This window comes from Streptosporangium brasiliense (assembly GCF_030811595.1).
Taxonomy (GTDB): domain Bacteria; phylum Actinomycetota; class Actinomycetes; order Streptosporangiales; family Streptosporangiaceae; genus Streptosporangium; species Streptosporangium brasiliense.
Genome location: NZ_JAUSRB010000002.1, coordinates 915864 through 941814, shown reverse-complemented (window position 1 = coordinate 941814; position 25951 = coordinate 915864). Strand labels below are relative to the sequence as shown.

Genomic DNA, 25951 nt, shown 5'->3' with positions numbered 1-25951 from the left:
GAGGGCCGAGCGATCCTCGGAAGAGTTCTGGCCGGCGGGCGTCGCGGATCAGGCGGACGCGGTCAGGCCGGCGCACCGGGAGTCCGTCCGGTGCCGGAGAAGATCAGCGGCAGGAGGTCTTCGCGGTACGGCGAGGCGCGCTCGGCGCGGGCCGGGACATAAATCAACTGCTTTCTAGGGCTCGGGAGCCCGGGAGTCACCGACGAGGTCACGGAGACCGTAACAGCGGCGCGCACCAGGACGCCAACGGTTTTTCCGGCTCCGCCGCGGCCGCTCCGCGTAGGGTGTCGGGCCGCTCCGCGTAGGGCGCGGGGCTGCTCCGCATAGGGTGCCGGGCCGCTCCGCGTGTGATGTCCGCCCGCTCCGCTTGGGGCCCGCAAGTCACGCCCCCGCCTGTCCGCAAGTGAGTCCCAAGCACGGCCCAGCAGACTCGGAGCATGTGGTTCCTCGATCGCACGGCCCGCCAGTTGCGCCGTCACCCCGCCCTGCTCACCCACCACCCGGCCGACCCGGACAGGCTGGAGAGCCTGCTCCGCCAGTACGATCCCGGCCTCACGACGTCGGGTGACTGGTATGTCGCCAAGGGCACCAAGGTGCGCCGCGTCGAGATCACGGAGCGACAGGCCGTCCTCGCGGGCGTCCCCGCCGACCGGCGCGGGGCGATCATCGCCCGGGACGGGCTGCGGTCCGTGGCCTGCCTCCTGCTCAACGGCCTCGCCAGCCGTCTCGGCGGTGCGCTGCACCCGCCGCAGGAGCACGACGGCCATGTGGACGTCGAGGTGCGCATCGGCGACCGCCCCCCGCTCGGCTGCGAGCGGGTGGCCGAGCTGCTGCGCCCGTCTCTCGGCGAGCGTACCGTCCGCCACGACCACGAGCTCGGCCTCTGCCAGATCGACGGCAAGCAGGGCGACCCCATCCACGTCACCTACGACTGGCCGCCCCCGGACTGGCCGGTGGCCGAGCCGGACCACTCGGTCGACCTGGAGCTCGACGTCGACGACCCGCACCGGTCCGACATGGAGACCGTCTACCGGGCGGCCCGATCCCTCGCCGCGGCCGTCGGCGGCGTGGTCTACTCGATGGACCTGCCGGTCTCCCGGTTCGAGGACATCGTCCCGACCAGGGACCGCCTGAGCCTCTGAGGCCCCCGGGCCCGGCGGGCGGCGAGGGCCAGCGGCGGGGCTCAGCGGCGGGGGTTGGCGCGGCGGGTCGCGACCGCCGACAGGGGATCCTCGGGCCAGGGGTGCCTGGGGTAGCGGCCGCGCAGTTCGGCGCGGACCGCGCGGTAGCCCTCGCGCCAGAAGGAGGCCAGGTCGGCGGTGACTGCCGCCGGGCGGCCCGCGGGGGAGAGCAGGTGGACGACCAGGGGGACCCCGGCGACGCGCGGGGCCTCGTCCCAGCCGAACAGCTCCTGCAGCTTGGCGGCCAGCACCGGCCGCTCACCCGAGTAGTCGACCTTGATCCGCGATCCGCTGGGCACCTCGATCCGCTCGGGCGCCACATCCGCCAGGCGGGCGCTCCACGGGACCAGACGGTGCAGGGCGGAGGCCACGTCGAGGCGTTCCAGGTCCGCCCGGCGCCGGACGCGGGACAGCTCGGGCTCCAGCCACAGGTCGGCGCCGTCGATCAGGGCGTCGTCGTCCACCGCGCGCCACGGCTCGCCGAGCGTCCGGTGGCAGAAGGCCAGGCGCTCGCGCAGGGCCACGGCCTCGGGGGTCCAGCGCAGGATCGCCAGGCCCTCGGTGCGCAGGCCGTCCAGGACGGCGGGTCTGACGTCGGCGTCGCGGAGCCGGTCCGCGGACAGCTCGACGGCGCCGAGGCGCTCCACCCGGCGCGCCGAGACGTCGCCGCGCCGCTCTCCCGGCGGGACCCGCCACACCACCTCTTCACCGGAGCGGTGGAGGGGCGCGGCGGCGAGCCTGGCGATCTCCTCGTCGATGACGACGGCCTGCCTGATCCGGGCGGAGGCGGCCCCGGCGGGCCGGTCCGCGACCGCGATCGCCAGCCACTCCGCCGCGCCGAGCCGTGACCCCTGGGGCAGCTCGGCGGCCGTCCCGGAGGCCATCAGATACGACCCGCCCCGCCGCCGCGCGACCCGCTCCGGATAGGCCAGCGCCACCACCAGCCCGGCCACGGCGTCGTCACCGGCCCCGGCCGGTACGGAGGTCCGTCCCGGCCCCGGGTCCCGGCCGGGCCGCTCCCGCGGGGGGACGGCCCGGGACAGGCGTCTCACCTCCTGGCGCCAGCGGGCGGAGAAGCCGTCGCCGCCGCGCCGGGCGGCACGCCAGAGCGCGACCAGGTCGTCGCCCGAATCCCTGGGGAGCTGCTCGGACAGCAGCGCCACCACCTCGGCGGCCCGGGGGCCGGCGTCGATCAGCGCCCGGGCCAGGCGGGGGTGGACCCCGGCGCCGGCCATCCGCCGCCCCCGGTCGGTGACCCGGCCGTCGAGGGCGCCCAGAGCGTGCAGGGTCCGCCACGCCGCCTCCATCGCGGCGGGCGGCGGCGGGTCGAGCAGGGCCAGTCCGGCGGCCGTGGGGTCGCCCCAGCAGGCGGCCTGGAGGGCGAAGCCGGTCAGGTCGGCGAGGGCGATCTCGGGCTGGGCGTGGTCGGGGAGCCGGTCGTGCTCGGCCTGCGACCAGCACCGGTACACGACCCCGGGGGTCTCGCGCCCGGCCCGGCCGGCGCGCTGGGCGGCGGCGGCCCTGGACGCGCGGACGGTGGTGAGCGAGCCGAGGCCCCGGGCGTGGTCGGTGCGGGGCTCGCGGGCGAGGCCGGAGTCGACCACGATCCGGACCCCGGGGACGGTCAGGCTCGACTCGGCGACCGAGGTGGCGAGCACGACCCTCCGCTCCCCGCCGGGCGAGAGCACGGCGTCCTGCACGTGCGCCGGGGCCTGGCCGTGGACCTGCAGCACCTCCACGCCGCCGAGCATCGCGGCCACCCTGCCGATCTCGCCGACCCCGGGCAGGAAGCACAGCACGTCCCCGCCGTGCTCACCCAGCGCGCGCCGTACGACGTCGGCGACGTGGGACAGGAACGCGGGGTCCACCCGCAGGCCGCGCGGGGGCGTCACCGGCCGGGTGGGAGGCGCCCAGACGGGTGTGACCGGGTGCATGGATCCGGAGGCGTGCACGATCGGCGCGGCCCGCGGCGGGTCAGACCCGGGCGCGGCGGTTGCCGGGCGGTCGCCGGCCGCGCCGGAGCCGAGCAGCCGGGCCCAGGGCGCGGCGTCGGCGGTGGCGGAGGTGGCGATGAGCCGCAGGTCGGGACGGAGCGTGGCGCGGACGTCGAGGAGGAAGGCCAGGGCGGTGTCGGCGTCCAGGTGGCGTTCGTGGCATTCGTCCAGCAGCACCACGTCCACGCCGTCGAGCTCGGCGTCGCGCTGGAGCCGCTGGAGGAGGACCCCGGTGGTGACGACCTCGACGACCGTCTCCGCGCCCGCCCTGCGCTCGCCGCGTACGGTGAACCCGACCTGTGCGCCCACCTCCGACTCCAGCAGCCATGCCATCCGCCGGGCCGCCGCCCGCACCGCCATCCGGCGGGGCTCGGCCACGATCACCCGTTTCGGGGCCGAGCCGTCGAGGAGCCCGGCCAGCGCGAGCGGGACGAGCGTGGTCTTGCCCGTGCCGGGAGGCGCGGTGAGCACGGCGGTACCGTGCTCGTCCAGGGCGGCGAGCAGCTCGGGCAGGACGTGGCGGACGGGGAGGCCGGACCAGTCGGAACGCACCCGGCCAGTCTCCCCGAACCCGGCACCGGACGTGGCACGGGGGCCGGGCCCGCGTGGTGCGGCCCGGTGGTGCCGGGGTCCGGGCCCGCGTGGTGCGGGCCAGGTGTGCCGGGGCTCAGGCCAGGGGGTTCAGGACGTCGAAGCTCACCAGGGCGATGATGACGATGCCGAGGATGATCCGGTAGATCACGAATCCGGTGAAACGGTGGGTGCTGATGTATTTCAGGAACCACGCCACCGCCGCGTAGCCGACGATGAACGAGATCACGGTGGCCAGGATCGTCGGGCCCCACTGGGGGGCGCCGTCGTCGCCGATCTTGAACAGCTGCAGCACGCCCGCGCCCAGCACGGCCGGGATGGCCAGCAGGAAGGAGTATTTGGCGGCCTCCTCGCGGCGGTAGTCGAGCAGCAGGCCGGCGCTGATCGTGCCGCCGGAGCGGGAGACGCCCGGGATCAGGGCGAGCGACTGGGCGGCGCCGTAGATCAGGGCGTGTGTGAAGCTGAGGTGCCGGTCCAGGGTGAGCTTGTTGCGGGCGGTGCGGTCGGCGAACCAGAGGATCAGGCCGAAGACGATCAGCGTCGTGCCGATCAGGCGCAGGTCGCGGAAGGCGGTGTCGATGGCGTCCTCGAAGGCCAGGCCGAGGACGACGATCGGCAGGGTGCCGACGATGACGTACCAGCCCATCCGGGCGGCGTAGTGCTTGCGGAGGACGGGCGTCCACAGGGCCCGGGTCCAGGTGGAGATGATCTCCCAGATCTCCTTGCGGAAGTAGATCACCACCGCGGCCTCGGTGCCGAGCTGGATCACCGCGGTGAACGCCGCGCCGGGGTCGTCCCAGCCGAAGAACGCCGACACGACTCTGATGTGGGCACTGGAGGAGATCGGCAGAAACTCCGTCAATCCCTGAATGAGTCCGAGGACCACCGCTTCGAACCAGCCGATCAACTTGGGTACCTTCCGTCCCAGCGCGTGCGTAACTTACGCGAGGCTAGCGGAGCGCGGGACCTCGTGTGACCCGGTCATTCGGCTGGGACCCGGCCGAGACGGTACGGCTCCGCCGGGAGATGGAGATCGACGGAGTTTCCTGATTCCCTGTCAACCGAACCCCCCGTCCCGGCGGTAGTCATCCTCGGAACACCGAGGCGGAGGCAGGGATGACTGAGTTCGCGGAGTACGTCGCGCAGCGTCACGAACGGCTGCGAAGAACGGCGTACCTCCTCACCAGGGACTGGGCGATCGCCGAGGACCTGGTGCAGACGGCGCTGGCCAAGGCATGGGTCGCCTGGCGGCGGATCGACGGCAATCCCGATCCGTACGTCTACCGGATCATCGCCAACACGCACGCCTCCTGGTGGCGCCGGCGCTGGCGGGGGGAGATCCCCACCGAGGCCCTGCCGGACCGGGCGGTGGCCGGCGACTTCACGAGCGACGTCGGCGACCGCGACGCCCTGTGGACGGCGATCGGCGCGCTGTCGGGCCGTCAGCGGGCGGTGGTCGTCCTGCACTACTTCGAGGAGATGACCCTCGCCCAGGTGGCCGGCGTGCTGGGGTGCTCCATCGGGGCGGTGAAGAGCCAGCTCGGCAGGGCTCTCACCCGGCTCCGGGTCGATCAGGGGATTCAGACGATGACGGGAGCCAAGCGATGACCCACACCGAGGACGACCTGAGGGAGCTGCTCGCGGCGCACAGCGAGGGCGGTCGCGGGGGCGCCGCCCGGCTTGAGGAGATCGTCACGAAGGGCCGGGGGATCCGGCGGCGGCGCAGGTGGGCGGCCGCCGGGGCACTGGCCGCGGCGCTGGCGGTCGTGGCGGTCCTGACCCCGGTGCTGGTCCCCGGCGGGCAGGGGTCCGACATCGCGACCTCGGTCCGGGAGGACGAGCGGCGGGAGGAGGGAGTACGGCTGGCGGGCGTCCGCTTCGCGAACGTGGGGAAGACGGAGAAGATCTCCTTCACCCCGAGGAGCGGGACGAGCTCCTACCGCGTGAACTGCGCAGGCCCGGTCCAGACCTTCGTGCGCCTCGGCGACCAGGTCGACCACGGCATGTGCGGGAGCGAGCAGGGGCGTGAGTGGTCGGTGCTCGGCAGGCTCGACGGAGCCCGGGAGGGGGTCACCGCCGAGGTCGAGGTGTTCACCATCCAGAACTCGCGGGTCCCGGTGGACGTCACGGCGGAGTCGGAGCTCTCCGGTGCGGACTTCGAACGGGTGCTCGCGCTGGCCGAGCCGGGACCGGGCATCTGGGAGATCGCGATCCACGACGGCGGCGTCTCCAGCCGGTCGTGCTCGCCGGACATCTGCCTGCACAACGGCACGCTGCCGGCGACGAGGGGGGAGCGGAACCTGGCCGGCCTGCCCAACAGCCACACGGTTGAGAGCCGCTCCTTCAAGGAGACCGGCAAGAGGTTCAGGGTGAAGGCGGCGGTGAGCGGCCAGGGCTCGGTGTATGTCCGGTGCGAGGGCGAGGACCTGTACGCGTTCATCTGGCCGGGCGTCGTCGGCGACAAGGTGATGGCCGTGGCCCAGCCCTGCGGGCCGAAGCCGGCGAGGTGGGACTTCCAGGCCACTGACGGTGTCACGGTCGCGGTGGTGCCGCGCGACCAGGTGCCGGCCGGGACGGACTTCCTGTCGGATCTGGAGAAGGGCGCGGACAAGGCCCGTGAGATCCTCGGCGGGCTCACGCCCGCGCCGGGGAACTGGGAGGTCGCCGTCCAGCAGTGGGACGACCCTCCGTCGAAGGTGAGGAGGTCCTGGTCCTCCGACGGGACGGTCACCTTCTCCTACGAGGACTGACAGTCTCCTACGAGCTCCTACGAGGACTGACAGTGATGACGTAGATGAGCGTCTCCCGCTGGAGCCTGATCCCAGGACTGACTGACTCCCCGCGGGCGCAGGACCGTGATCATGCGAGCTCCCGCCCCCGATCGGCCGGGGTGGGGTACGGCCCCGCCTTACTGAGGCGGGGCCGTGTTCCCGCTACCGGGTGATCTTGACGTCGTCGATTCCGGCCTCGACCAAGGAGGCGGTGGAGGCGTCGGCGGCTTCGATGAGGATGCGGACGCTCTGTCCGGCGAAGGCGGAGATGTCGGCCTCGGCGGTGGCCCAGGCGCCGTTGCGGTTGGTGGCGGCGCCGAGCTGCTGGAAGACCTGGGTGGTGGTGGAGCCGACGACCTTCACGCGCAGGTAGTCGGCGCTGGAGGCGTTGGAGCCGTGCGCGAGATACCAGGAGAAGCCCAGCTTGAGGGCGCCGGAGGCGGGCAGGGTGACGGCCGGCGACTGGATGGTGGTGGTGCCGCCGTCGACGTCGTGGTCGCCGGCGGAGGCGCCGGCCAGCCGTCCGGTGACCAGGTCGTTGGTGCCGCTGACGGTGGTGCCGAGCTGCTTGGCGCCGCTGGAGGTGGTGGCCTCGGGGTCGCCGCGCTCCCACCGGCCGAGGGTGGCGGTGTCGGTGCCGCCGGGGTCGGCGGTCCAGCCGGTCGCCGTCTCGAAGGTGTCCTGCCAGACGGTCACGGGCGGGGTGGCCGTCGCGGTCGTCCACACCGCGTAGGCGATCGCGTCGGCGTTGCGGTTCAGCGCGGTGTCGTTGATGTTCGCCGTGGTGTCGCACGCCCGGTGGTAGCAGGAGTCGAACGACTGCCCCGCCGTACCGCCCCAGAGGGTGGCCTGGGCGCTGGACTTGATGCCCTCCGCGCCGGTGAACGTGCCCCCGGCGGGGATGCCGACGCTGATGAACGGGCCGTAGTCGGAGCGGCCGTCGAAGTCGGTGCCCCGGGTGGCCACGCCGATCGAGGTGAAGTAGGCCTGGATCGTCGCCTCCAACTGCGCGGAGCCCGCCGGGCCGGGGCCCGAGCCGACGCCGTCGGAGTTGTCTCCGTCGTAGACGAAGTAACCGGCGTTGGGCGAGCCGACCATGTCGAAGTTCAGATAGCCCTTGACCTTGGCCCGCTCGGTGGCGGGGAGGTTGTTGACGTAGTACTGAGAGCCGCGCAGACCCAGCTCCTCGGCGCCCCACCAGGCGAAGCGGAGGTGTTTGGTCGGGGCCAGGGCCTGGCGGGAGACCTCCAGCGCGGTCTCCAGGATGGCGGCGCTGCCGGAGCCGTTGTCGTTGATGCCCGGTCCCGCGGTCACGCTGTCGAGGTGCGCGCCGACCATGAGGATGTCGTTGGGGTCGCCGCCCGGCCAGTCGGCGATGACGTTGTAGCCGGTCGCGCCGTTGTAGGTGAACGACTGGAGGGTGGTGGTGAACCCGGCGCCGTCGAGCAGGCCCTTGACGTAGTTCGCCGAGGCGAGATAACCGGGGCGGCCGTGCGCGCGGTTGCCGCCGTTGGCGGTGGCGATGGACTGGAGCTGGGTGAGGTGTGCCTTCACGTTGGCCAGCGAGATGTCCGGTGGGACGGCGGCCGACGCGGCCGGCGCGGTGAGCGCCAGGGGGATGGCCAGGATCGCCGCCATCCCGATGGTCCACAGGTTGCGCATCATGCTCCTCGGGTTGGGAGGGTGTGGGGGTCCCCCGAGCGGCGCGCACCTGGCGGGTGCGCGCCGTACAGCGTGGTGGTGCGCTTGGGTGGTGTCCCTCGGATCCTCCGTCGCCTGCGGCGGCCGTCAGGTGAGGTCCGTGGGACACGGGTCAGCGGGCCGCGTCCTCCGGTGCCCGCTTGGCGGCCGTGGCGGACTTCGCCAGGGCGGCGGCGTCACGGTCGGGGATCGTGGACAGGTCGTAGGCGTAGAACGCGGTGGAGTAGCCGATCGCCTTGGAGTTGCGGTCGAGCGCGGCGGCGTTGATGTTGGTGATGGTGTCGCAGACCGCGTGGTAGCAGGGGTCGTACGGGGCGTCCGCCGTACCGCCGAACACGGCGGCCTCCTCGGCGGTCTTGATGCCTTCGGCGCCGGTGAAGATGCCGCCGGCCGGGATGCCCGCCGCCATGAACGCGCCGTAGTCGGAGCGGCCGTCGAAGTCGGTCCCCTTGAAGCTCAGACCGCGCTTGCCGTAGAACTTCTCCAGCAGCTTCTCGATCTCGGCGGAGCCGGCCGGACCGGGACCGGCGCCCTCGGCGTCGGAGTCGTCGCCGTCGTAGAGGAAGGTGACGTCGTTCGGCGAGGCGACCATGTCGAAGTTGAGGTAGAGCCGGATCTTGTCCCGCTCGGCCTGCGACAGGCCCGCGACATACTGGTCGGAGCCGAGCAGGCCCAGCTCCTCGGCGCCCCACCAGGCGAAGCGGAGCTTGTGCTTGGTGGGCAGGTGGGCCAGCTTCAGCGCGGTCTCCAGGATGGCGGCGCTGCCGGAGCCGTTGTCGTTGATGCCGGGCCCTTCGGTGACGCTGTCCAGGTGGGCGCCGGCCATCACGATCTCGCCCTTCTTGCCCCACGGGGAGTCGGCGATGAGGTTCTTGGTCTGGCCGACCGTGGTCTTGGCGTCGACCTTCAGGTGGACGGTCGTACCCGGGGTGTCGGCCAGGTCGAGGCCGACGGCGGTGGAGGCGATCACGATCGGGAAGCCGAAGCGCCACTCACGGATGTCGAACGAGAAGGGGTCGGTACGGCCCGGCTGACCCTCGTTGAAGAAGATCACACCGGCCGCGCCGGCCGCCTTCGCGTTGGTGGCCTTGTCGACGAACGGGCAGGTGCCCCGCTGGATGAGGGCGATCCGGCCCGGCACGAACCCGGCGAAGTCGGCGGCCTCGCAGCCCGCGGTGGAGGTGTTGGGACTCGGCGCCGGCGGGATGACCGCGTCGACCACCTGGACCTGCGCCGTGACGTCCCCGGGACTTGAGGAGACGACGGTGACGAAGTCGGCGGGGTTGGCGTAGGTCTTGGCCTCCGGCGTCACCTGCTGCAGGACCGAGGGGGAGAACTCCTCCCATGAGACCGGGAACTCCACGTCGGTGGTGGAGACCTTGTAGCCGGCCCGGCGCAGCTTGTCCTTGACGTAGGCGAGGGAGGCGTCGTATCCGGGGGTGCCCGCGGCGCGGGTGCCGCCGTTGGCGTCGGCGATCTGCTGGAAGCTGTCGAGGTGTTTCTTGACGTTCTTACCCTTGACCTGGGAGGACAGGGCCTCGGCCAGGACGTCGGGGAGGCCGGTCGCGGCCGCGCTCGCGGGTGGGACGAAGGCGAGCGGAAGAGTGACGGCCGTGACCAGGGTGGCGGTCCGGACCAGCGTGCGTTGCAGGCGCAGGCGCATAAAGCTCCTCGGGGAGTGAAACTGTGGGCCCCAATCCGTGTTAAGGCGGAAGCTACCTTGATCAATGACCTTCGCCTAGGCCCATTGGGGAGGAGATGCGCGAATAGTTACGCGGCCCGCCCGGTCCCCGGGCCGACCCTGACAGGGTTTTCTCAGGGATGTCCCGGGAACGTGGGGGTCTTCGCCCTCCGTTCAGAAGGTGAAGACCAACGATCCGGGGAGACAGAGATGCACCGTTCGAGAAATCACAAAATCATCGCCGGCGTCTGCGGTGGGATCGCGGAGAGCCTCGGCTGGTCGCCCACGGTCGTCCGGGTGCTGTGGCTGCTGCTGTCCCTCATCCCCGGACCGCTGTGGGTCGTCTACGTGCTCATGTGGATCCTCGTCCCCAAGGCTCCCGCGGTCCACTACGGAAAATAAGCTGAGGACATGAGGCAACGCCCCCTGTCCCTTGTCCAGGACGACCTGGTCGACTACGAGAAGGCCATGGAGCAGATGACCGACCTGGTCGGTCAGCGGCAGCGCGACGAGCGCCCCGACACGCTCTGGCTCCTCAGCCACCCGCAGGTCTACACCGTCGGCAGGCGCACGCTGGAGCAGCACCTGCCCGACCCGTCCCACGGCATCCCGGTCGTGAGCACGGGCCGCGGCGGTCAGCTCACCTATCACGGCCCCGGCCAGCTCGTCGGCTATCTCGTCGTCAAGCTCGGCGAGGGGGAGGGGATCGTCGACTACGTCCGCGAGGTCGAGCTCCGGCTCGTCCGCGCCCTCGGCGCGCTGGGCGTCCCGGCCGAGCGCCGGGACACCCCGCCGGGTTCGGAGCTGCTGACGGGCGTGTGGACGGCGGAGACGGGCCGGAAGATCGTCTCGATCGGCATGCGGCAGAGCCGCGGCGTGACCAGCCACGGGTTCGCCCTCAACGTCGACGGCGACCTGGCCCCGTGGGACTGGGCGGTGCCCTGCGGCATGCCGGAGGTCGACATGACCTCGCTGAGCCGGGAGGCCCCGGCCACCGCGGACATGGACCGGGTCCGGGCCGCGGTGGCGGAGGCGTTCGAGGCGGTCTGACCGGGGGACCGCAGCCTGATCAGGCGATCGGCTGGTCCTCCTCGACCTCGACCGTGCGGCGCGGCCCGGTGAACCAGTGCCGGGCCGACAGCGCCCACCACAGGCCCACGGCGAGGACCATCAGCCCGACCACGATCGGCGCGTAGTTGACCGCGGTCCAGGTGAACGTCTCGTCTCCCGGCGTGGCGGGGTCGTCCTTGTTGAACGGCACCCCCGCCGGGGCCAGCGGCATGATGAAGTAGATCGAGACCACGACGATCTCGATGACGGCGATCCAGCACATGACCTTGTACTTCGCGCCCAGCGTCCACGGGCCGGGCTCGAAGCGGTCGCCCATCCTCAGCCGGAGCCAGATCGGGATGGCGAAGGCGATGTAGAGGCCGACGACCGCGACCGAGACCACCGCGTAGAACGCCAGGGGGGTGCCGGTCGGGGCCTTGTAGAGGGCCGGGAGGGTCAGCACGAGCGCCGCGACGCAGCCGAAGACGATCGCGTTGACCGGGGTCCGGTCCTTGTTCACCTTCGACCAGAGTCGCCAGCCGGGGATGCCGCCGTCCCGCGAGAACGCGTAGGTCATCCGGGACATCGAGGTCACGCAGCTCATCCCGCAGAAGAACTGCCCGATCGTGGAGATGCCGAAGATCACCGTGGCCAGGACCGGGGTGAGCGACGAGGTGAAGACGGCCCCCACGAAGCCGAACTCCTTGTTGACCGCGTCCACGTCGGTGGCCGCGAACAGGAACGCCAGCAGCAGGACCCAGCCGCCGATCGCGGAGTAGAAGATCGACTGCCAGAGCCCGCGGGCCGCCGCCCTCGAGGCGCCCTGGGTCTCCTCCGAGACGTGCGCGCAGGCGTCGAAGCCGGTGATCGTGTACTGGGTCAGCAGGAAGCCGAGCGGCAGCACGTAGAACCAGAACGACGTGTCGGGGAAGCCCGAGTTGTTGAAGCGCTCGGTGAAGACGAACGACAGCGACTGGTGCCGGTCCGGGCCGAAGATCAGGATGGCCACCACCACGGCCGCCCCGAACACGTGCCACCACACCGAGACGTTCTGCAGCACGGAGATGAGCCGGTGGCTGAAGATGTTGATCAGCGCGTGCAGCACCAGGATGACCGTGAAGAGGATGAAGGTGTTGCCGAGGGAGATCTCGAAGCCCTCGGCGAACCGGTTGATCGTGATGTTCATGAACGTCGCGCAGCCGTAGTCCACCGAGGCGGTCACCGCGATCAGCCCGACGAGATTGAACCACCCGGTGAACCAGCCGTGGACCGGCCTGCCCAGCTTGGCGGCCCACCAGTAGATGCCGCCGGCGGTCGGGTAGGCCGACACCAGCTCCGACATGCACAGGCCGATGATCAGAATGAAGATCGAGATCAGCGGCCAGCCCCAGGAGATGGCGATCGGCCCGCCGTTGTTCCACGCCTGGCCGAAGGTGGTGAAACACCCGGCCAGGATGGAGATGATCGAGAAGGAGATGGCGAAGTTGGAGAAGCCGCTCCAGGTGCGGGAGAGCTCCTGCTTGTAACCGAGCTCGGCGAGCCGCTGCGCGTCCGTGTCCACAGGTGGCACCACTGGCTTGGTCATGCAAGCCTCCTTGCGTCTTACATGGGGGGTTTACTCCGGGATGAGGGGGTCATCCGGGGGCGGGGGTCCGGGGAGCCGGCGCGCGCCGGCCCCGGACGTCGTCGACGAGCCGTCCGAACCCCGGATCGTCCAGGTCCCGTACGGCCCGCGCGAACTTGTCGGCCGCCTCCGCGTCGTAGTCGAAGTCGGCGGCCGCCGCCTGTTCCCGCAGCAGCCCGTGATGCACGGCGAACCAGAGGGACCAGGTCAGGTTGGACATGATCAGGTTGAGCCTGACCCGCGCGATCAGCCGCGGGTCGGCCTCGCCGAAGTAGGCGTGGGCCAGCCGGCCGGCCAGATCCGGGTCGTAGTCGGCCTCGGCGGCGATGTCGCCCAGCTCGAAGGCCGGGTCGTTGTTCCCGGAGAGCTGGTAGTCCACGATCTTGATCTCCGTGCCGCAGTGGATGAGGTTGCCCGGCAGCAGGTCGTTGTGGCAGGGCACCGCCGGCAGCGGGTGGGCGGCCAGCGCCCGCTCGATCTCCGCCGCCGCCCGCCGCCGGTCCTCGTAGCCGTCGGGTGTCGGTAGCGCGTGGGTATGGCAGAGGGCGAGGAACTCCTCAAGCTTGCGGAAGATGGAGAAGTCGTTGACGAACCGGGGGCCGGCGTGCAGGCGGCGGCAGGCCGCCGCGATCGGTCCGGGGAGCGTCCGCACGCCGTGCGCGTCGAGGGTGGCGCCGTCGAGATACTCCAGCAGCAGCGCGCCGGGCATCCGGTGCAGGACCCGCGGGCCGACCCCGGCCTCGGCCGCGCGGAGCGTGTTGGCGATCTCCTGGTCGAGGGGGATGCCGAGGCCCGCCCCCGAGACGCGTGGATCGAGCACCCGCAGCAGCCAGCGCTGCCCGTCGGCCGCGTCCAGCCGGGCGATCCGGTGGCTGAGCCCACCCTTGATCGGCGTCTCGGTGACGGGCTGTCCGGCCCACTCCCGGACGGCTGCGAGAGCATCTGGCATGCCGCACTCCTTTGGCCTACCTTCAGACCATTGATCCGATTATCCGGACGAGTTGTTACAGAGGGGTTGCCGATCTTGGAACTTCCCAACTCTGCGCGGGCCGTCGTGATCGGCGGCGGGGTGGCCGGGTGCAGCGTGGCCTACCACCTGGCGAAGCTCGGCTGGAGCGAGGTGATCCTGGTGGAGCGGCACGAGCTGACCGAGGGGACCACCTGGCACTCGGCCGGATTCGTGGGCCAGCTCCGCTCGACCGTCACCCAGACCAAGATGATCATGTATTCGGCCGGCCTCTACCCCGAACTGGCCGAGCTGACCGGGATGGACCCCGGCTGGCGCGGGGTGGGCGGGCTCCGCCTGGCGACCACGCCCGAGCGGGTGGAGGAGTCGCTGCGGCTGGCCGGGGCCGGGGAGACCTACGGCCTGGGGCTGTCCGTCCTGTCCGGGGCCGAGGCGGGGGAGATGCTGCCGCTGCTCGACGTGCGTGACGTGCGGGCCGCGCTCTGGCTGCCCGGGGACGGCTGGCTCGACCCGGCGCTGCTGGCCAGGGCGCTGGCGGCCGGGGCGGAGAAGCTGGGCGTGCGGATCTTCACCGGCACCCGCGTGACGGGGCTGGAGGTGGCCGGCGGCGCGGTTGGCGGGGTCCGCCTCGCGCTCGGCTCCGAGGAGTGGTCGGTCCGGGCCGACACCGTGGTCATCGCGGCGGGGGCGGCCAGCGGCCGGGTCGGGCGGCTGGCCGGGGTGGACATCCCGATCGTGCCGATCAAACACCAGTATGTCGTCACCGAACCTTTCGAGGTCCCCTCGTCTATGCCCACGGTCCGGGACCCGGACAACATCGTCTACTTCCGCGAGGAGGGCGGCGGCATACTCGTCGGGGGATATATCCGGACTCCGGAGATCTGGGAGACCGGGCAGCCGCTGGAGGAGCCCCGGACGCTGTTCGCGCCCGATATGCCGAAATTTCAGGAATCGTGGGAGTCGGCGGTACGGCGGGTCCCCGCGCTGGGCCGTACCGAGATCACGAAGGTCGTCCACGGTCCCGAGGCGTTCACCCCCGACGGGGAGTTCCTGCTCGGCGAGACGGCGGTCCGCGGCCTGTGGGCGGCGGCCGGGTTCTGCGTCCACGGCCTGGCCGCCGCCGGCGGCGTGGGCAAGGTCATGGCCGAGTGGATCGTGGACGGCTCGCCGGAGTACGACGTGTTCGGCATGGATCTGCGCCGGTTCGGCGGCCACGCCCGGTCCGCCCCGTGGGCCCGGGCCAGGGCGCTCGACTCCTACTCGAAGTACTACGACATCGTCTACCCGGGCGAGGAGCGCACCGCCGCCCGGCCGCTGCGCCGCTCCCCGGCGTGGGTACGGCAGGCGGAGCTGGGGGCGGCGTTCGGCGAGAAGTCGGGCTGGGAGCGGGTCAACTGGTTCGACTCCAACGCCGACGTCCCGGTGCCGGAGGAAGACTCCAACGTCGACGTCCCGGTGCCGGAGGAAGACTCCAACGTCGACGTCCCGGTGCGGGAGGAAGGCCCCAACGCCGACGCCCCGGCGCGGGAGGAGGGAGACGGGCGGGGAACACGGGAGTCGCCGGAGGTCCGCCCGGCCGGCTGGGCGGGCCGGATCTGGTCCCCGGCGATCCGGCGGGAGTGCCTGGCCACGCGGGACGCGGCGGGACTGTTCGACCAGACCTCGTTCGCGAAGCTCGAAGTCTCAGGGCACCAGGCTCTGATGAGGCTGCAGCGGGCGTGCGCCGGGCAGCTCGACCGGCCCCCCGGCTCGATCGTCTACACCCAGCTGCTGAACGAGCGCGGCGGCATCGAGGCCGACCTGACCGTCACCCGCCTGGCCGAGGACCGCTTCCGTCTGGTCACCGGCACCGCCTTCGGCGTCCACGACGCGGCCTGGCTCCGCGGCCACGGCCTCGACGTCCGGGACGTCACCTCGGCCCACGCCTGCTACTGCCTGTGGGGCCCGCGCGCGCTCGACATCCTCGGCACGGTCTGCGACGACGACCTGACCTTCGGATACATGCAGGCCAGAGAGATCAGCGTCGGGAACGTCCCGGTGCTGGCCCAGCGGGTGACGTTCGTGGGCGAGTTCGGCTGGGAGCTGTACTGCCCGTCGGAGTACGGGCTGACCCTGTGGGACACGCTCATGGAGGCGGGCACGCCGTACGGCATGCGCCCGGCCGGCTACCGGGCGATCGACTCGATGCGCCTGGAGAAGGGCTACCGGGTCTGGGGCCTGGACATCACCCCGGAGACCACCCCGGTCGAGGCCGGCCTGGGTTTCGCGGTGGCCATGGACAAGGACTTCCTCGGCCGGTCCGCGCTTGAGGCGGCGGCTCGGCGGGACCGGCCCGGCCGGCGCGGCGGCGCGGACGGGTCCGCTCCGGGCGCGCCCGCCGGAGCGCCGGACGGCCGTCGGGGGACGGAGGCTCCTGGCCCGCGCCTGCGCTGCCTCGTCCTGGACGACTCCCGCCAGGTCTGCCTCGGCGGCGAGCCGGTCCGCGTCGGCGGCGCGCCGGCCTCCCGGGTGACCAGCGGCGGGTACGGCCACCGGGTGGAGCGCTCGATCGCCTACGCCTACCTGCCCGCCGGGACCGCCCCCGGCGACCGGGTCGAGATCGGCGTCACCGGCCTCTGGACCGGCGCCACCGTCACCGCCGAGCCCCTCTACGACCCGGCCTCCGAGCGGATCAGGCGCCTGCCCGGCTGATCCTCCGCCGGTCCTCGGCTGATCCTCGGCCGGTCCTCGGCCGGTTCTCGGTTGGTCCTCCACCGGCCTTCGCCGGTCCTCGACAGGTCCTCCGCCGGAGAGCGCGCTCCCGCGTCCGCGCTCTCCGGCGGAGGACCTCCCGCGACAGGCGGTGCCCGGGCGGCGTGTCAGGGCCCGACGGGCTCATGAGGGCCGGTGAGCCGGCCGTGCAGGCGCCGGGCCCGTCGGCGGTCTTCTGTCCCTCGACTCCCTTCTGTCCCCCGACTCCGCGGGCATGGGATTGCGTGTCTGTCCGCATGTGTTAAATTTTGGCCATGCGGTCAAAAAATGAGACGAGCGGTCAGGAGGGCGGGGCCGATGGAGGGCTCAGGCTCCGGCCGCCCCGGAATCCGGTGGACAGCCGGGCGGTCCGGTGGTGGACGGGCCAGGCGGCCGTGCTCGTGGCCCCGCCGGTCCTGGTGCTGGTCCTGCTCGCTCTCCTGATCCCGCCGGCCCGGTTCTGGCTGCTGCTCCCGGCGCTCGTCATCGCGGTCCCGGGGGCCGCCTACGTGGCGGTGATGCCACGGTGGCGGTTCCGGGTGCACCGCTGGGAGACCACCGACGACGCGGTCTACGCGGCCTCCGGCTGGATCTGGCAGAAGTGGCGGGTCGCGCCGATGTCGCGGATCCAGACCGTCGACACGGTCCGGGGCCCGCTCCAGCAGATCTTCGGCCTGGCGGGCGTGACCGTCACCACGGCCTCGGCGGCGGGCGCGATAAAGATCAACGGCCTGGACCACGTCCTCGCGGCCGACCTCGTCGAGCGGCTCACCGCCCGGACCCAGGACACCCCCGGTGACGCCACGTGAGCCGCGATCGAGACACGGCCGGCGACCGCCGGTATGACGGGGCGGAGCGGGTCGGCGGCGGGGCGGGCGGCCTGGAGTGGACGCGGCTCGACCCGTGGATGCCGTGGCTGAGCCTGAGCTGGGTGATCGGCCCGCTGGCGCCTGTCGCGGCCACCGCCCTGGTCGCCGGCGACCGGCTGAACCCGCAGACCGTCATCACCCTCGGCTCGATCCTGGCGGCGGCCGCCGTGATCACCTCGATCGGCCTGATCCGCTACGCCACCACCCGCTACCGGGTCACCGGCGAACGCGTCGAGCTCCACTCCGGCCTGGTCTTCCGCAGGCGGCGGTCGGTCCCGCGTGACCGGGTGCGCAGCGTCGAGGTGACGGCCGGTCCGATGTACCGGATCTTCGGTCTGGCCGACGTCAAGATCGGCACCGGCCAGAACGACGCGGACAAGGGGCTCTCCCTCGACGGGATCTCCCGGACCGACGCCCTGCTCCTGCGGCGGGGCCTGCTCGGCCGTACGGCCCGCTCCGACTCCGTCATCGCCGAGCTGCGCCCGGCCTGGATCCGCTACGCGCTGCTGAGCAGTTGGTCGCCGGTCATCGGCCTGGCCCCCTTCGGCCTGTTCTTCCGCGTGCTGGACATGTTCGGGATCAGCCCTACGGAGGTCGGCTTCCTCGGCGAGCTGTGGGCCGCCGTCACCGCGACCCACCCGGCCGTGGTTCTCGCCGTGGCCACCGGCGTCGTCCTGGCGATCGGGCTGACGGGGACCCTGCTGCTCTACGTGGAGTCCTGGTGGGACTTCCGCCTGACCCGCGGGCCCGGCCGCGCCCTCCTTGTCCGGCGGGGCCTGCTGACCACCCGGTCCATGTCGCTGGAGGAGCGGCGGCTGCGCGGGGTCGAGGTGGCCGAGCCGCTGCCGCTGCGCTGGGGCCGGGGGGCCCGGCTGAACGCCGTGGCCACCGGGCTCGGCGAGGACGACTCGACGGCCCTGCTGCCGCCGGCCCCGCGCGCCGAGGCCCACCGCGCCGCCGCCGCCGTACTGGGCGAGGACGTCTCACCGACCCTCGCGCCGCTGCGCCCCCACCCCCGGGTGGCGCTGCGCCGCAGGGCCGTCCACGCCGTCTGGCCGCCGCTCGTCCTCGCGCCGCTGCTCGCGGGGCTCGCCGCGTGGTTGAGCTGGGTCCCCGCCCCGCTCTGGGCGGCCGGTGCGGCGCTGCTCCCCGCCGGGCTGCTCCTGGCCCGCGACGCCTACCGCAACCTGGGGCACGGACTCCACGGCCCCTACCTCGTCACCCGGTACGGCACGGCCCGGCGCAGGACGGTGGCGCTCCGCCGTGAGGCGATCATCGGCTGGACCGTCGGCCGCTCGCCCTTCCAGCGGAGAGCGGGCCTGCTCACCCTGGCCGCGACCACGGCCGCGGGCAAGGGCTCCTACAAGGTCAGAGACGTCTCCGTCACGCAGGGGCTGGCCTTCGCCGAGGAGGCGGTGCCCGGTCTGCTGGCGCCCTTCATCCGCTGACGTACCGGAGGTAAGATCACCTGCGATGGAGACGGGTGGAGCGGACACGCTGGCGGACTTGCTCGCCGAGGCGTCGAGGGGACGCTTCCCCGCGCCGGACACGGGGCCGACGATCCTGCCCCAGCCGTCGCCGCGTGACGCGGGTGTCATCGCCTTCACCGCGCACAACGTGATATTCGCCGACGTCGAAGCGTCGTGGATCCACCGGCGCCTCCCCGACGGAGACCTGTCCGCGCCGCTCGGCCCCCGCTTCCTCGGCGCCCTGGAGGGACGGCTGGGGCGCCGGCTCGACAACATCGACATGCTCGCCCTCGCCGGGCCGCTTCCCGGCCGGCCGCAGATCGCGCTGACCGAGGTGTCCGCGACCGGCCACCCGAGAGCCGGACGCGCCCGCCTCTACCGTGACGACGTCCGGACGTGGACCTGCCCGGGCGGCCTCCTCGTCATCGGGCGCGGGGTGGCGGGCCGGTGGGAGGTCGCGGTCGAGATCGATCCCGAGCACCGGGGCCGGGGCCTGGGAAGGGCCCTGGCCTGCGCGGCCCGTCAGCTCACCCCGCACCCGCTGTGGGCCCAGATCGCCCCCGGCAACGCGGCCAGCGTCCGGACCTTCCTGGCCGCTGGATACGTCCCGGTGGGCGCCGAAGCGCTGTTCTCCCCGTAGGCCGGCCTTCCCGCGGTCGGCTCCTCCGCCTCCCCGGGGGGCCTTCACCTCCCTGCCGCTCCTTTCACCTCCCTGCGGTCGGCTCCTCCGCCTTTCCACGGCTCCCACGGCCTGGTCCCCGCTCTCCGGTGGAAGGCGCTAGACGGTGCCGAGGCAGGTGACGGTCCGGTGGACGGGGATGCCGGGGGTGGGCGGCGCCTGGGTGCGGTTCACCCAGCAGAAGTCCACCCCGGCGGCCTGCGCGCAGCCGCCGTCGCTCGCCGGCGAGTCGCCGACCATGAGCGCGTCACCGGCCTTGGCCTCCAGCAGGTCCAGGGTGTGGTGGAGCAGCTCTCCGTCGGGCTTGCGCAGGCCCACCTCGGGGGCGATCACCACGTGCTCGAAGAACCCGCCGATCCGGGTGCGGCGGAGCTTGGCCCGCTGGACATGGGCGATGCCGTCGGTCACCAGGGCCAGCCTGAACCGCCGGGACAGCCGCCGCAGAGCGGCTCTGGCCTCCGGGAACAGGGTCACGTTCCGGCCGAGCGCGTCTTCGAACGCGGCCGCGACCGAGGGGAGGGCGCCCATCCTGGCCCAGCGTTCCAGCCGCAGCTCGGCCAGGGTGATCCGGTGCTCGCGGTAGGCCGCCCAGAGCGGCTCGTTGGCGGCGTGGAAGCGCGCCAGGAACTCGGCGCGGCCCATCTGGAAGAAGCGGTGGTGCACCTCATGAAGCGCGCCGCGCTCCGTTTGGGCGTAGTCGACCACAGTCCCGTCCAAGTCGACCAGCAGCACCTGGTGTCGACTCTCCCTCGCCGAGCCCATCGCGCTCCGACAGCCGGAGGATCTCCCCGACCGTCGCCGCGTCCGCGGCGTAGATGTGCGGAACGTCGACGAAGACCCTCATTGACCCACAGTCCACCCCGAGATCGCCGGCGACCTCGTTCTGAATACTACGCAGCGGCACATAGTTCAGGTAGGAGGTGAACACGTTCTGCGACCGGAAGGCGGCGGTCATCACCAGCCGCCCGTCGCGGAGCCGGAAGGCCAGGCTGGTCAGGCAGGGCACCGCGTCGGGAGACTCGCCCGGGACGGTGAGGGAGATCCAGCCGCTCTTGGTGTACGGCTTGGCGCGCAGCACGTCGGCGACCCAGCGGAGCTGGTCGACGCCGAGGAGCTGGCGGAGCCGGCCGCCGTAGCTGTATTTGAAGGGCGGCAGGACCGCGCACTCGCTGAACTTGCCGGCGTACAGCGGGATCTTCCCCGAGTCGCCGTAGGACTCCAGGATCGGATCGTCCCAGCCGAGCCTGGCGATCTCGAACAGCACCGCCTGGGCTTCGATGATCGGGCCCCGGTCGTCCTCGGCGGGCCTGCCGCTGTCCTGCACGTGTCGCATCAGCCAGATCCACGTCTCCCCACAAGACGCGAATCTGAGGAGGTCGGGCATTCAGGTCTCCACGTTGGGGAAATGGAAGGGGTTGTGTGGGAGTCTGCGCTGCCGGGAGACGTTGGCGCGGACGTAGTAGACGAAATAGTGCAGCAGGGAGAGCAGCCCGATGACCACCAGGAGCAGGGCCGCGTTGGGTTCGATCCTGACCAGGCCGAGCACACCGACGGCGATGTAGGAGCTGTTGACCAGGGCCAGCATCATCACGTTGATCCCCGGCCAGGCGAGCGGCGCGTAGGTCTCGGGGTAGCGGGGGTCCACCGGCAGGTTGGGGGTCCAGCCGAGGGCCGAGAAGTGGTCCTTGAGCTGGACCACGTAGAGCAGGCGGAAGTTGTTGAGCGCCCGCGCGGTCCGCATGTGCGCGTTCACCGCCTCGATCAGCCGCAGGAACGGCAGGATGTTGAGCAGTCCGAACGCGGCGATCGTCGCGAACAGATACCACGGCACGCCGCCCCAGGAGGTCAGCGCCCCCGGATTGACCACCTTCGCGCTCGCCAGCGCGATGGCGGCGGCGAACGGGGCGGCGAGCAGGCTCATGGAGAGCCTGGTCATCTTGAGCCGTTCGTCCTTGGCCGCGAGATAGACGTGGTAGGTCCCGCTGAAGTCCACGGCCACGAGCTGGAGGAAGTCCTTCGGTTCCACGGGCAGGTCGTCGAGCCTCTCGGGCAGCGACTCCGCGGTCATGCGCGGCAACATCTTCCGCATCGGGACCCACTCTCGGGGGCTGGCGGACTTGCGCGGTAAGAAGATTTTGACGCACTTGTCAGTCGGGCGCGCGCCATTCGGCACATCTTCCACAACTTCTCCGAGCTCTCCGGCGTCTAATGGATGACGTTGCCGGGCACGGGGGTTCGCACAGCATGGGATTGACGCCGCTCGCACCTGGTGACCCTCTGCGGCTGGGCGGATACCGCCCGGCCGGACGGCTGGGCGCGGGGGGTCAGGGGATCGTCTACGAGGCATATGACGCCGAGGGCGGCCGGGTCGCGATCAAGGTGCTGCACGGGGACGTGGCGGCCGACTCGGGGCTGCGGACGAGGTTCGCGAAGGAGGCGGAGGCGGCCCGCCGGGTGGCGTCGTTCTGCACCGCCCGGATTCTCGCGGTGGACTCCGACGCGGCCAGGCCGTACATCGTCAGCGAGTTCGTCGCCGGGCCCGACCTGCGGGCGGCGGTCCGCGAGGCCGGCCCCTACGCCGGCGACGCCCTGCACCGGCTGGCCACCGCGCTGGCCACCGCGCTGACCGCGATCCACCGCGCGGGGGTGGTCCACCGCGACCTCAAGCCGGAGAACGTGCTGCTCGGCCCGGACGGGCCCCGAGTGATCGATTTCGGCGTGGCCAGGACCGACGAGATGTCGCTGACCACGACGGGCATCGTCGCGGGGACGCCGACGTACATGGCGCCCGAGGTGTTCGTCGGGCAGCGGGCGGGCCCCCCGGCGGACGTGTTCGCCTGGGGCGGGGTGCTGCTGTACGCGGCCACCGGCAAGGACCCGTTCCAGGCCGAGAGCCTGGGCGGCGTGATGCACCGGGTGCTCACCGTCGACCCCGACCTCGGCGACATCCCCGAGCCGCTGCGCTCGCTGATGGCCGCCGCGCTGGCCAAGGCGGCGGCCGACCGCCCAACCGCGCACGCGCTGCTGATGGGCCTGCTGGGCGGCGAGGACCGGACGGCCGGCACGGCCGCGCCCGGGGCGGGGACGGCCACGCCCGGAGTGGGGACGGCGGCGCCCGGGGTAGGGACGGCCGGCGGGCCCGCGTCCGAGACCTCGCCGGCTCCGGCGGCCGAGGAGCGAGAGGCTGAGGAACGGGAGGCCGAGGCGCGGGAGGCTGAGGAACGGGAGGCCGAGGACCTCAGGGCGGGGGTGCGGGCCGCACGGGAGGTCCTGCCGCCCGGATCCGATCCTCCCGCGCTCGGTGTGATCGCCGAGGAGGCGTTCAGCGCGCTGACGCCCCAGCAGCAGGCCGACGCGCCCGGGGTGCTGCTCCGCATGATCGGTGACGGTTCGGTCCAGCGCGTCGAGTGCGGGCCGGAGGACGAGCCGGTGATCGCCCGTTTCGCCGGGGCGGGGCTGCTGATCAGGGAGGGCACCACGGCCGTTCCGGCCGGGGCCGCCCTGCCGTGGGCCTGGCCCCGGCTGCGGGAGTGGCTGGCGGCCGAGCGCGACGGGCTGCCGGTGCACCGGCGGCTGGCCGAGGCGGCCCGGGTCTGGGAGGAGCACGGGCGGCCCCCGGGAGATCTTTACCAGGGGGAGGCGCTCCGGGAGGCGCTGCAGTGGGCCGCGACCGAGCGGCGCTATCTCGGGATCAACCTCAGGGAGCGGCGGTTCCTCGACGCCGCCTCGGCCGTGGAGCGGCGGCGCCGGAACAGGCGGCGGCTGGTCACCGCGGGGATGGCCGTGCTGCTCGCCTTCTCGTTGGGCGTGACCGCGATCGCCCTGCGGCAGGGCCGGACTCTCGCCGCTCAGACCGAGGATCTGCAGCGGCAGCGGGACGAGTCGGCGGCCCGGGCCGCCGCCGCGCGCGCCGACGACCTGCGCGACTCCGACCCCCGTACGGCCATGCGGCTCAGCGTGGCCGCCTGGCGGATCGCCCAGGTACCGGAGGCGCGTTCCGCGCTGCAGGCCGCGCTGGCCCAGGTGAAGGTCGACGTGTTCACCGACCCCGACGCCACCTCCAGGGCCTCCTACGTCCTCACGCCCGACGCGCGGACGCTCGTGCGGGCCCACGGCGGCGAGGTCCGCATGTACGACGTGGTCACCCACCGGCCGGTCCGGACGTTCGAGGGGGTGGGGAAGCTCGCCGCCGTGACCGCGGCGAGCCCCGACGGCTCGACCCTCCAGGTCGGCGGACGGCTCTGGGACAGCGCCACGGGCCGGGCCTTCGGCCCGGCGATCCCCGAGGGGGCGCGGGCGGAGCTGGAGCCGGAGCGGCGGCTGATCTCGGCCGTCGGCCCCGGCACGCTGGTGATGCGCCCGCTGGACGGGGGCGGGCCGCTGGTCTCGGCGACCGGGTTCGAGCCGGAGGGGACCGTCTCGCCGGACGGCCGGTGGGCGGCCGTGGCCGGGCGTCAGGGCAGCGTCGAGGTCTGGGACCTGACCAGGGGAAGGCGGGTGTTCGCCCGGAAGGTCGACGGCCCCGTCAGCTCCCGGGGGGAGCGGGGGGCGCCGCAGCTCGCCTTCAGCCCGGACGGCTCGACCCTCGCGGTCGGCGGCGACACCTCGATCACGTTGCTCGACCCCGCCGACGGGAGCCGTCGGGGGGAGGACTTCGCGAGCACCGGCGGCGGCGCGCTCACCTTCAGCCCGGACGGCCGCTTCCTCGCCGAGCAGGCGGAGGAGGCCCTCTTCCTCTGGAAGGTGGCCGACCGCACCATATCCGCGCGGTTCCCCCTGACGGCCGTCGGGAACGCGCGGTTCACCGCCGACAGCCGGACACTGCGCTATCCGACCGGATACGGCTCGGTCGTCTCGATCGACGTCAGCGCCGTCACCCACACCGACACCCTGAACGTGCCGCAGGAGCGCAGCGGCTGGGAGAGCGCGGTCTTCGCCCCTGGGGGCCGGGTGCTCGCCTACGCCAACCTGGGCGTGGTCCGGCTCTGGGACCCCACCCGGCTGGCCCCGATCGGCGGCCCGCTGAGCGTCGACGCGGGTTCGGCCGGGGCGTTCAGCCAGGACGGCAGGACGCTCGCCGTCCCCCGCCGGGACGGCTCGGCGGTGACCCTGTGGGACGTCGCCACCCGCAGGAGCCTGGCCACCCTGAACACCGGGGCCGGGGCCGGGGCGGTCACCGCCCTGGCGTTCGGCGGAGACGGCCGGACGCTCGCGGCGGGTGTGAGCGACGCGGACGGCACGGGTGAGGGGAGGGTGCGGATCTGGGACGTGCGCGCGGGCCGGATCACCGCGACTGTGAACGTGCCGTCCGTCCAGAGCCTGGCCTTCCGTCCGGGCGGAAGTCCGGTCGGGGGCTCCTCGGACGTCGGAAACTCCTCGGACGTCGGAGGCTCCTCGGGCGAGAGCCGGGGCGGGGATCCGGGGGCGGGGCCGGGTGGAAGTCCGGGGGGAAGTCCGGGAGCGGGCCAGGGGCAGGGCCGGGACGGGGGCGCCGGGAGGGGGGTGCTCTCGGCGGGGGCCGAGCTGGTCGCGCTCCCCGGTGGCCGGACGCTCCGCGGTCCCGCCGGGGTCGGTGGCCCGGACGTCCGGGCCGCAGCCTTCAGCCCGGACGGCCGCGTCCTGGCCCTCGGGCTCGCCGACCAGCGTGTGCTGCTGTGGGACGTCGAGCGCGGCGCGCGGCTGGGCGTCCTGGGGGTCAGGGGGTCCCAGCAGCTCCTGCGCTTCTCCCCCGACGGCCGGGTGCTCGTCACGGCGGGAGACGGAGACGGGGTGCGTCTGTGGGATCTGGCCGCCCAGCGGGAGATCGGCTCCCTCCCGGCCGGTGCGACAGCCCTCGACCTGGCCTTCAGCCCGGACGGCCGCGTCCTCAACGCGGTGGCCCGCGACGGCTCGGTCAGCCGCCTGCCGGTGGACCCCTCCCTGGTCGCCGAGTCGGTCTGCGCCCGGACCGGCACGGGCCTGCGGGCGGCGGAGTGGGAGCGGCTCATCCCCGGCGTCCCCTACCGCGAGACCTGCGGCTGATGGGCTTACCGCGAGGTCTGTGACCGATGGGCCTACCATGAGGTCTGCGGCTGATGGGGCGGGGCGGCGAGCGGGCGGCGCGGACGGGCGCGGCCCGCCCGGACCGGCCACGGCACATGGACGGTTCGGAAGTCGCGGACGGCGGCGCTGCGTAGGCTCGTGCCGTGGATGAGAGCCAGGAATACACCAGGTATCGCCAGGACTCGGCGGTGCTCGCCGAGATCGGACGCTTCCTCGACCCCCAGGTCGCACGCCTCACCGTACGGCTGTCCGGCGACCTGGCGCGGGCCGCGGTCGCCGCGTGGGACCGCGACGAGGAGGCGGAGGTGGGCGAGGAGACCGTCGAGCAGGCCCGGGTCCGGGACCGCGCGGCGTCCCTGGCGCTGATCGGCCTCGCGGTGTCGGACCGCGGCGTCGCCTCGGGCGCCGAGGTCGTCGTGGAGCTGGACGTGACGGAGGTCGCGGCCGCCCTCCTGGCCGCCTACGACGAGGACGTCATCCCGCTGGAGTCCCTCTGACCCCGTGACGGCGGCCCCCGGGCCGCCCGGCGGTCGCCCCGGACTCCCGCCGGCCGGCGCACGACCTGTGGTGCCGTACGGACGCAATAAACTGGCGCTGGGTGT

Annotated in this window: 20 protein-coding genes; 11 read left to right on the top strand and 9 right to left on the bottom strand. The window is 72.8% G+C overall.

Going from position 1 to position 25951, the window contains the following annotated elements; all coding sequences use genetic code 11:
* Positions 1-437: 437 nt before the first annotated feature.
* A complete protein-coding gene (locus J2S55_RS12740; protein WP_306860088.1) occupies positions 438-1142 on the top strand; it encodes a hypothetical protein in 705 nt (234 codons plus the stop codon).
* 41 nt (positions 1143-1183) lie between these two features.
* On the opposite strand, the gene hrpB is transcribed toward J2S55_RS12740, so the two are convergent.
* The gene (gene hrpB / locus J2S55_RS12735; RefSeq protein WP_306860086.1) at positions 1184-3727 is read right to left on the bottom strand and encodes an ATP-dependent helicase HrpB; all 2544 of its coding nucleotides are present in this window, start codon (positions 3725-3727) and stop codon (positions 1184-1186) included.
* A gap of 115 nt (positions 3728-3842) precedes the next feature.
* On the bottom strand, positions 3843-4673 hold the full coding sequence (locus J2S55_RS12730; protein ID WP_306860084.1) for an undecaprenyl-diphosphate phosphatase: 831 nt from the start codon (positions 4671-4673) through the stop codon (positions 3843-3845).
* Positions 4674-4882: 209 nt separating this feature from the next.
* Between J2S55_RS12730 and J2S55_RS12725 the strand changes: the two genes are divergently transcribed.
* Positions 4883-5374 (top strand): SigE family RNA polymerase sigma factor, encoded by a 492-nt coding sequence (locus tag J2S55_RS12725; RefSeq protein ID WP_306860081.1) that lies wholly within the window; start codon positions 4883-4885, stop codon positions 5372-5374.
* A complete protein-coding gene (locus J2S55_RS12720; RefSeq protein WP_306860079.1) occupies positions 5371-6516 on the top strand; it encodes a hypothetical protein in 1146 nt (381 codons plus the stop codon). The genes J2S55_RS12725 and J2S55_RS12720 overlap by 4 nt, the downstream gene beginning before the upstream one ends.
* 183 nt (positions 6517-6699) lie before the next feature.
* Here J2S55_RS12720 and J2S55_RS12715 read toward each other — a convergent pair whose 3' ends face one another.
* On the bottom strand, positions 6700-8202 hold the full coding sequence (locus tag J2S55_RS12715) for a M28 family peptidase (protein ID WP_306860077.1): 1503 nt from the start codon (positions 8200-8202) through the stop codon (positions 6700-6702).
* Between the two features lie 148 nt (positions 8203-8350).
* Positions 8351-9901: a M28 family metallopeptidase gene (locus J2S55_RS12710; RefSeq protein ID WP_306860075.1), complete on the bottom strand. Its 1551-nt coding sequence runs from the start codon at positions 9899-9901 to the stop codon at positions 8351-8353.
* 228 nt (positions 9902-10129) lie between these two features.
* On the opposite strand from J2S55_RS12710, the gene J2S55_RS12705 reads away from it, so the two are divergent.
* Positions 10130-10321: a PspC domain-containing protein gene (locus J2S55_RS12705; RefSeq protein WP_306860073.1), complete on the top strand. Its 192-nt coding sequence runs from the start codon at positions 10130-10132 to the stop codon at positions 10319-10321.
* Between the two features lie 9 nt (positions 10322-10330).
* Positions 10331-10969 carry a lipoyl(octanoyl) transferase LipB gene (lipB, locus tag J2S55_RS12700; RefSeq protein ID WP_306860071.1) on the top strand — a complete coding sequence of 213 codons (639 nt, stop codon included), beginning with the start codon at positions 10331-10333 and terminating at the stop codon, positions 10967-10969.
* 19 nt (positions 10970-10988) lie between these two features.
* Here lipB and J2S55_RS12695 read toward each other — a convergent pair whose 3' ends face one another.
* Together J2S55_RS12695 and J2S55_RS12690 are read right to left on the bottom strand one after the other, a co-directional pair.
* Complete coding sequence (locus J2S55_RS12695; RefSeq protein ID WP_306860069.1) at positions 10989-12554, bottom strand: amino acid permease; 1566 nt, start codon at positions 12552-12554, stop codon at positions 10989-10991.
* A gap of 49 nt (positions 12555-12603) precedes the next feature.
* On the bottom strand, positions 12604-13542 hold the full coding sequence (locus tag J2S55_RS12690; protein ID WP_306860068.1) for a phosphotransferase family protein: 939 nt from the start codon (positions 13540-13542) through the stop codon (positions 12604-12606).
* Between the two features lie 75 nt (positions 13543-13617).
* Between J2S55_RS12690 and J2S55_RS12685 the strand changes: the two genes are divergently transcribed.
* The 4 genes from J2S55_RS12685 to J2S55_RS12670 all read left to right on the top strand — a co-directional run bounded on the left by J2S55_RS12685 (position 13618) and on the right by J2S55_RS12670 (position 19268).
* Positions 13618-16251 carry a GcvT family protein gene (locus tag J2S55_RS12685; protein WP_306860065.1) on the top strand — a complete coding sequence of 878 codons (2634 nt, stop codon included), beginning with the start codon at positions 13618-13620 and terminating at the stop codon, positions 16249-16251.
* A gap of 314 nt (positions 16252-16565) precedes the next feature.
* On the top strand, positions 16566-17099 hold the full coding sequence (locus J2S55_RS12680; RefSeq protein WP_306860063.1) for a PH domain-containing protein: 534 nt from the start codon (positions 16566-16568) through the stop codon (positions 17097-17099).
* A complete protein-coding gene (locus J2S55_RS12675; RefSeq protein ID WP_306860061.1) occupies positions 17096-18607 on the top strand; it encodes a PH domain-containing protein in 1512 nt (503 codons plus the stop codon). Before J2S55_RS12680 ends, J2S55_RS12675 begins: the two co-directional genes overlap by 4 nt.
* 25 nt (positions 18608-18632) lie before the next feature.
* The gene (locus tag J2S55_RS12670; RefSeq protein ID WP_306860059.1) at positions 18633-19268 is read left to right on the top strand and encodes a GNAT family N-acetyltransferase; all 636 of its coding nucleotides are present in this window, start codon (positions 18633-18635) and stop codon (positions 19266-19268) included.
* Positions 19269-19406: 138 nt separating this feature from the next.
* Here J2S55_RS12670 and J2S55_RS12665 read toward each other — a convergent pair whose 3' ends face one another.
* The 3 genes from J2S55_RS12665 to J2S55_RS12655 are packed head-to-tail and all read right to left on the bottom strand — an operon-like array spanning position 19407 to position 21396.
* Entirely contained in the window at positions 19407-20039 is a 633-nt protein-coding gene (locus J2S55_RS12665) for an HAD-IA family hydrolase (RefSeq protein WP_306860057.1), read from the bottom strand.
* Positions 19972-20640 carry a thymidylate synthase gene (locus tag J2S55_RS12660; protein WP_306860055.1) on the bottom strand — a complete coding sequence of 223 codons (669 nt, stop codon included), beginning with the start codon at positions 20638-20640 and terminating at the stop codon, positions 19972-19974. The genes J2S55_RS12665 and J2S55_RS12660 overlap by 68 nt, the downstream gene beginning before the upstream one ends.
* 51 nt (positions 20641-20691) lie before the next feature.
* The gene (locus tag J2S55_RS12655) at positions 20692-21396 is read right to left on the bottom strand and encodes a hypothetical protein (protein WP_306860053.1); all 705 of its coding nucleotides are present in this window, start codon (positions 21394-21396) and stop codon (positions 20692-20694) included.
* A gap of 155 nt (positions 21397-21551) precedes the next feature.
* On the opposite strand from J2S55_RS12655, the gene J2S55_RS12650 reads away from it, so the two are divergent.
* Positions 21552-25328, top strand: a complete 3777-nt coding sequence (locus J2S55_RS12650; protein WP_306860050.1) for a serine/threonine-protein kinase — start codon at positions 21552-21554, stop codon at positions 25326-25328.
* A gap of 164 nt (positions 25329-25492) precedes the next feature.
* Positions 25493-25846, top strand: a complete 354-nt coding sequence (locus tag J2S55_RS12645; protein WP_306860047.1) for a hypothetical protein — start codon at positions 25493-25495, stop codon at positions 25844-25846.
* Positions 25847-25951 lie beyond the last annotated feature (105 nt).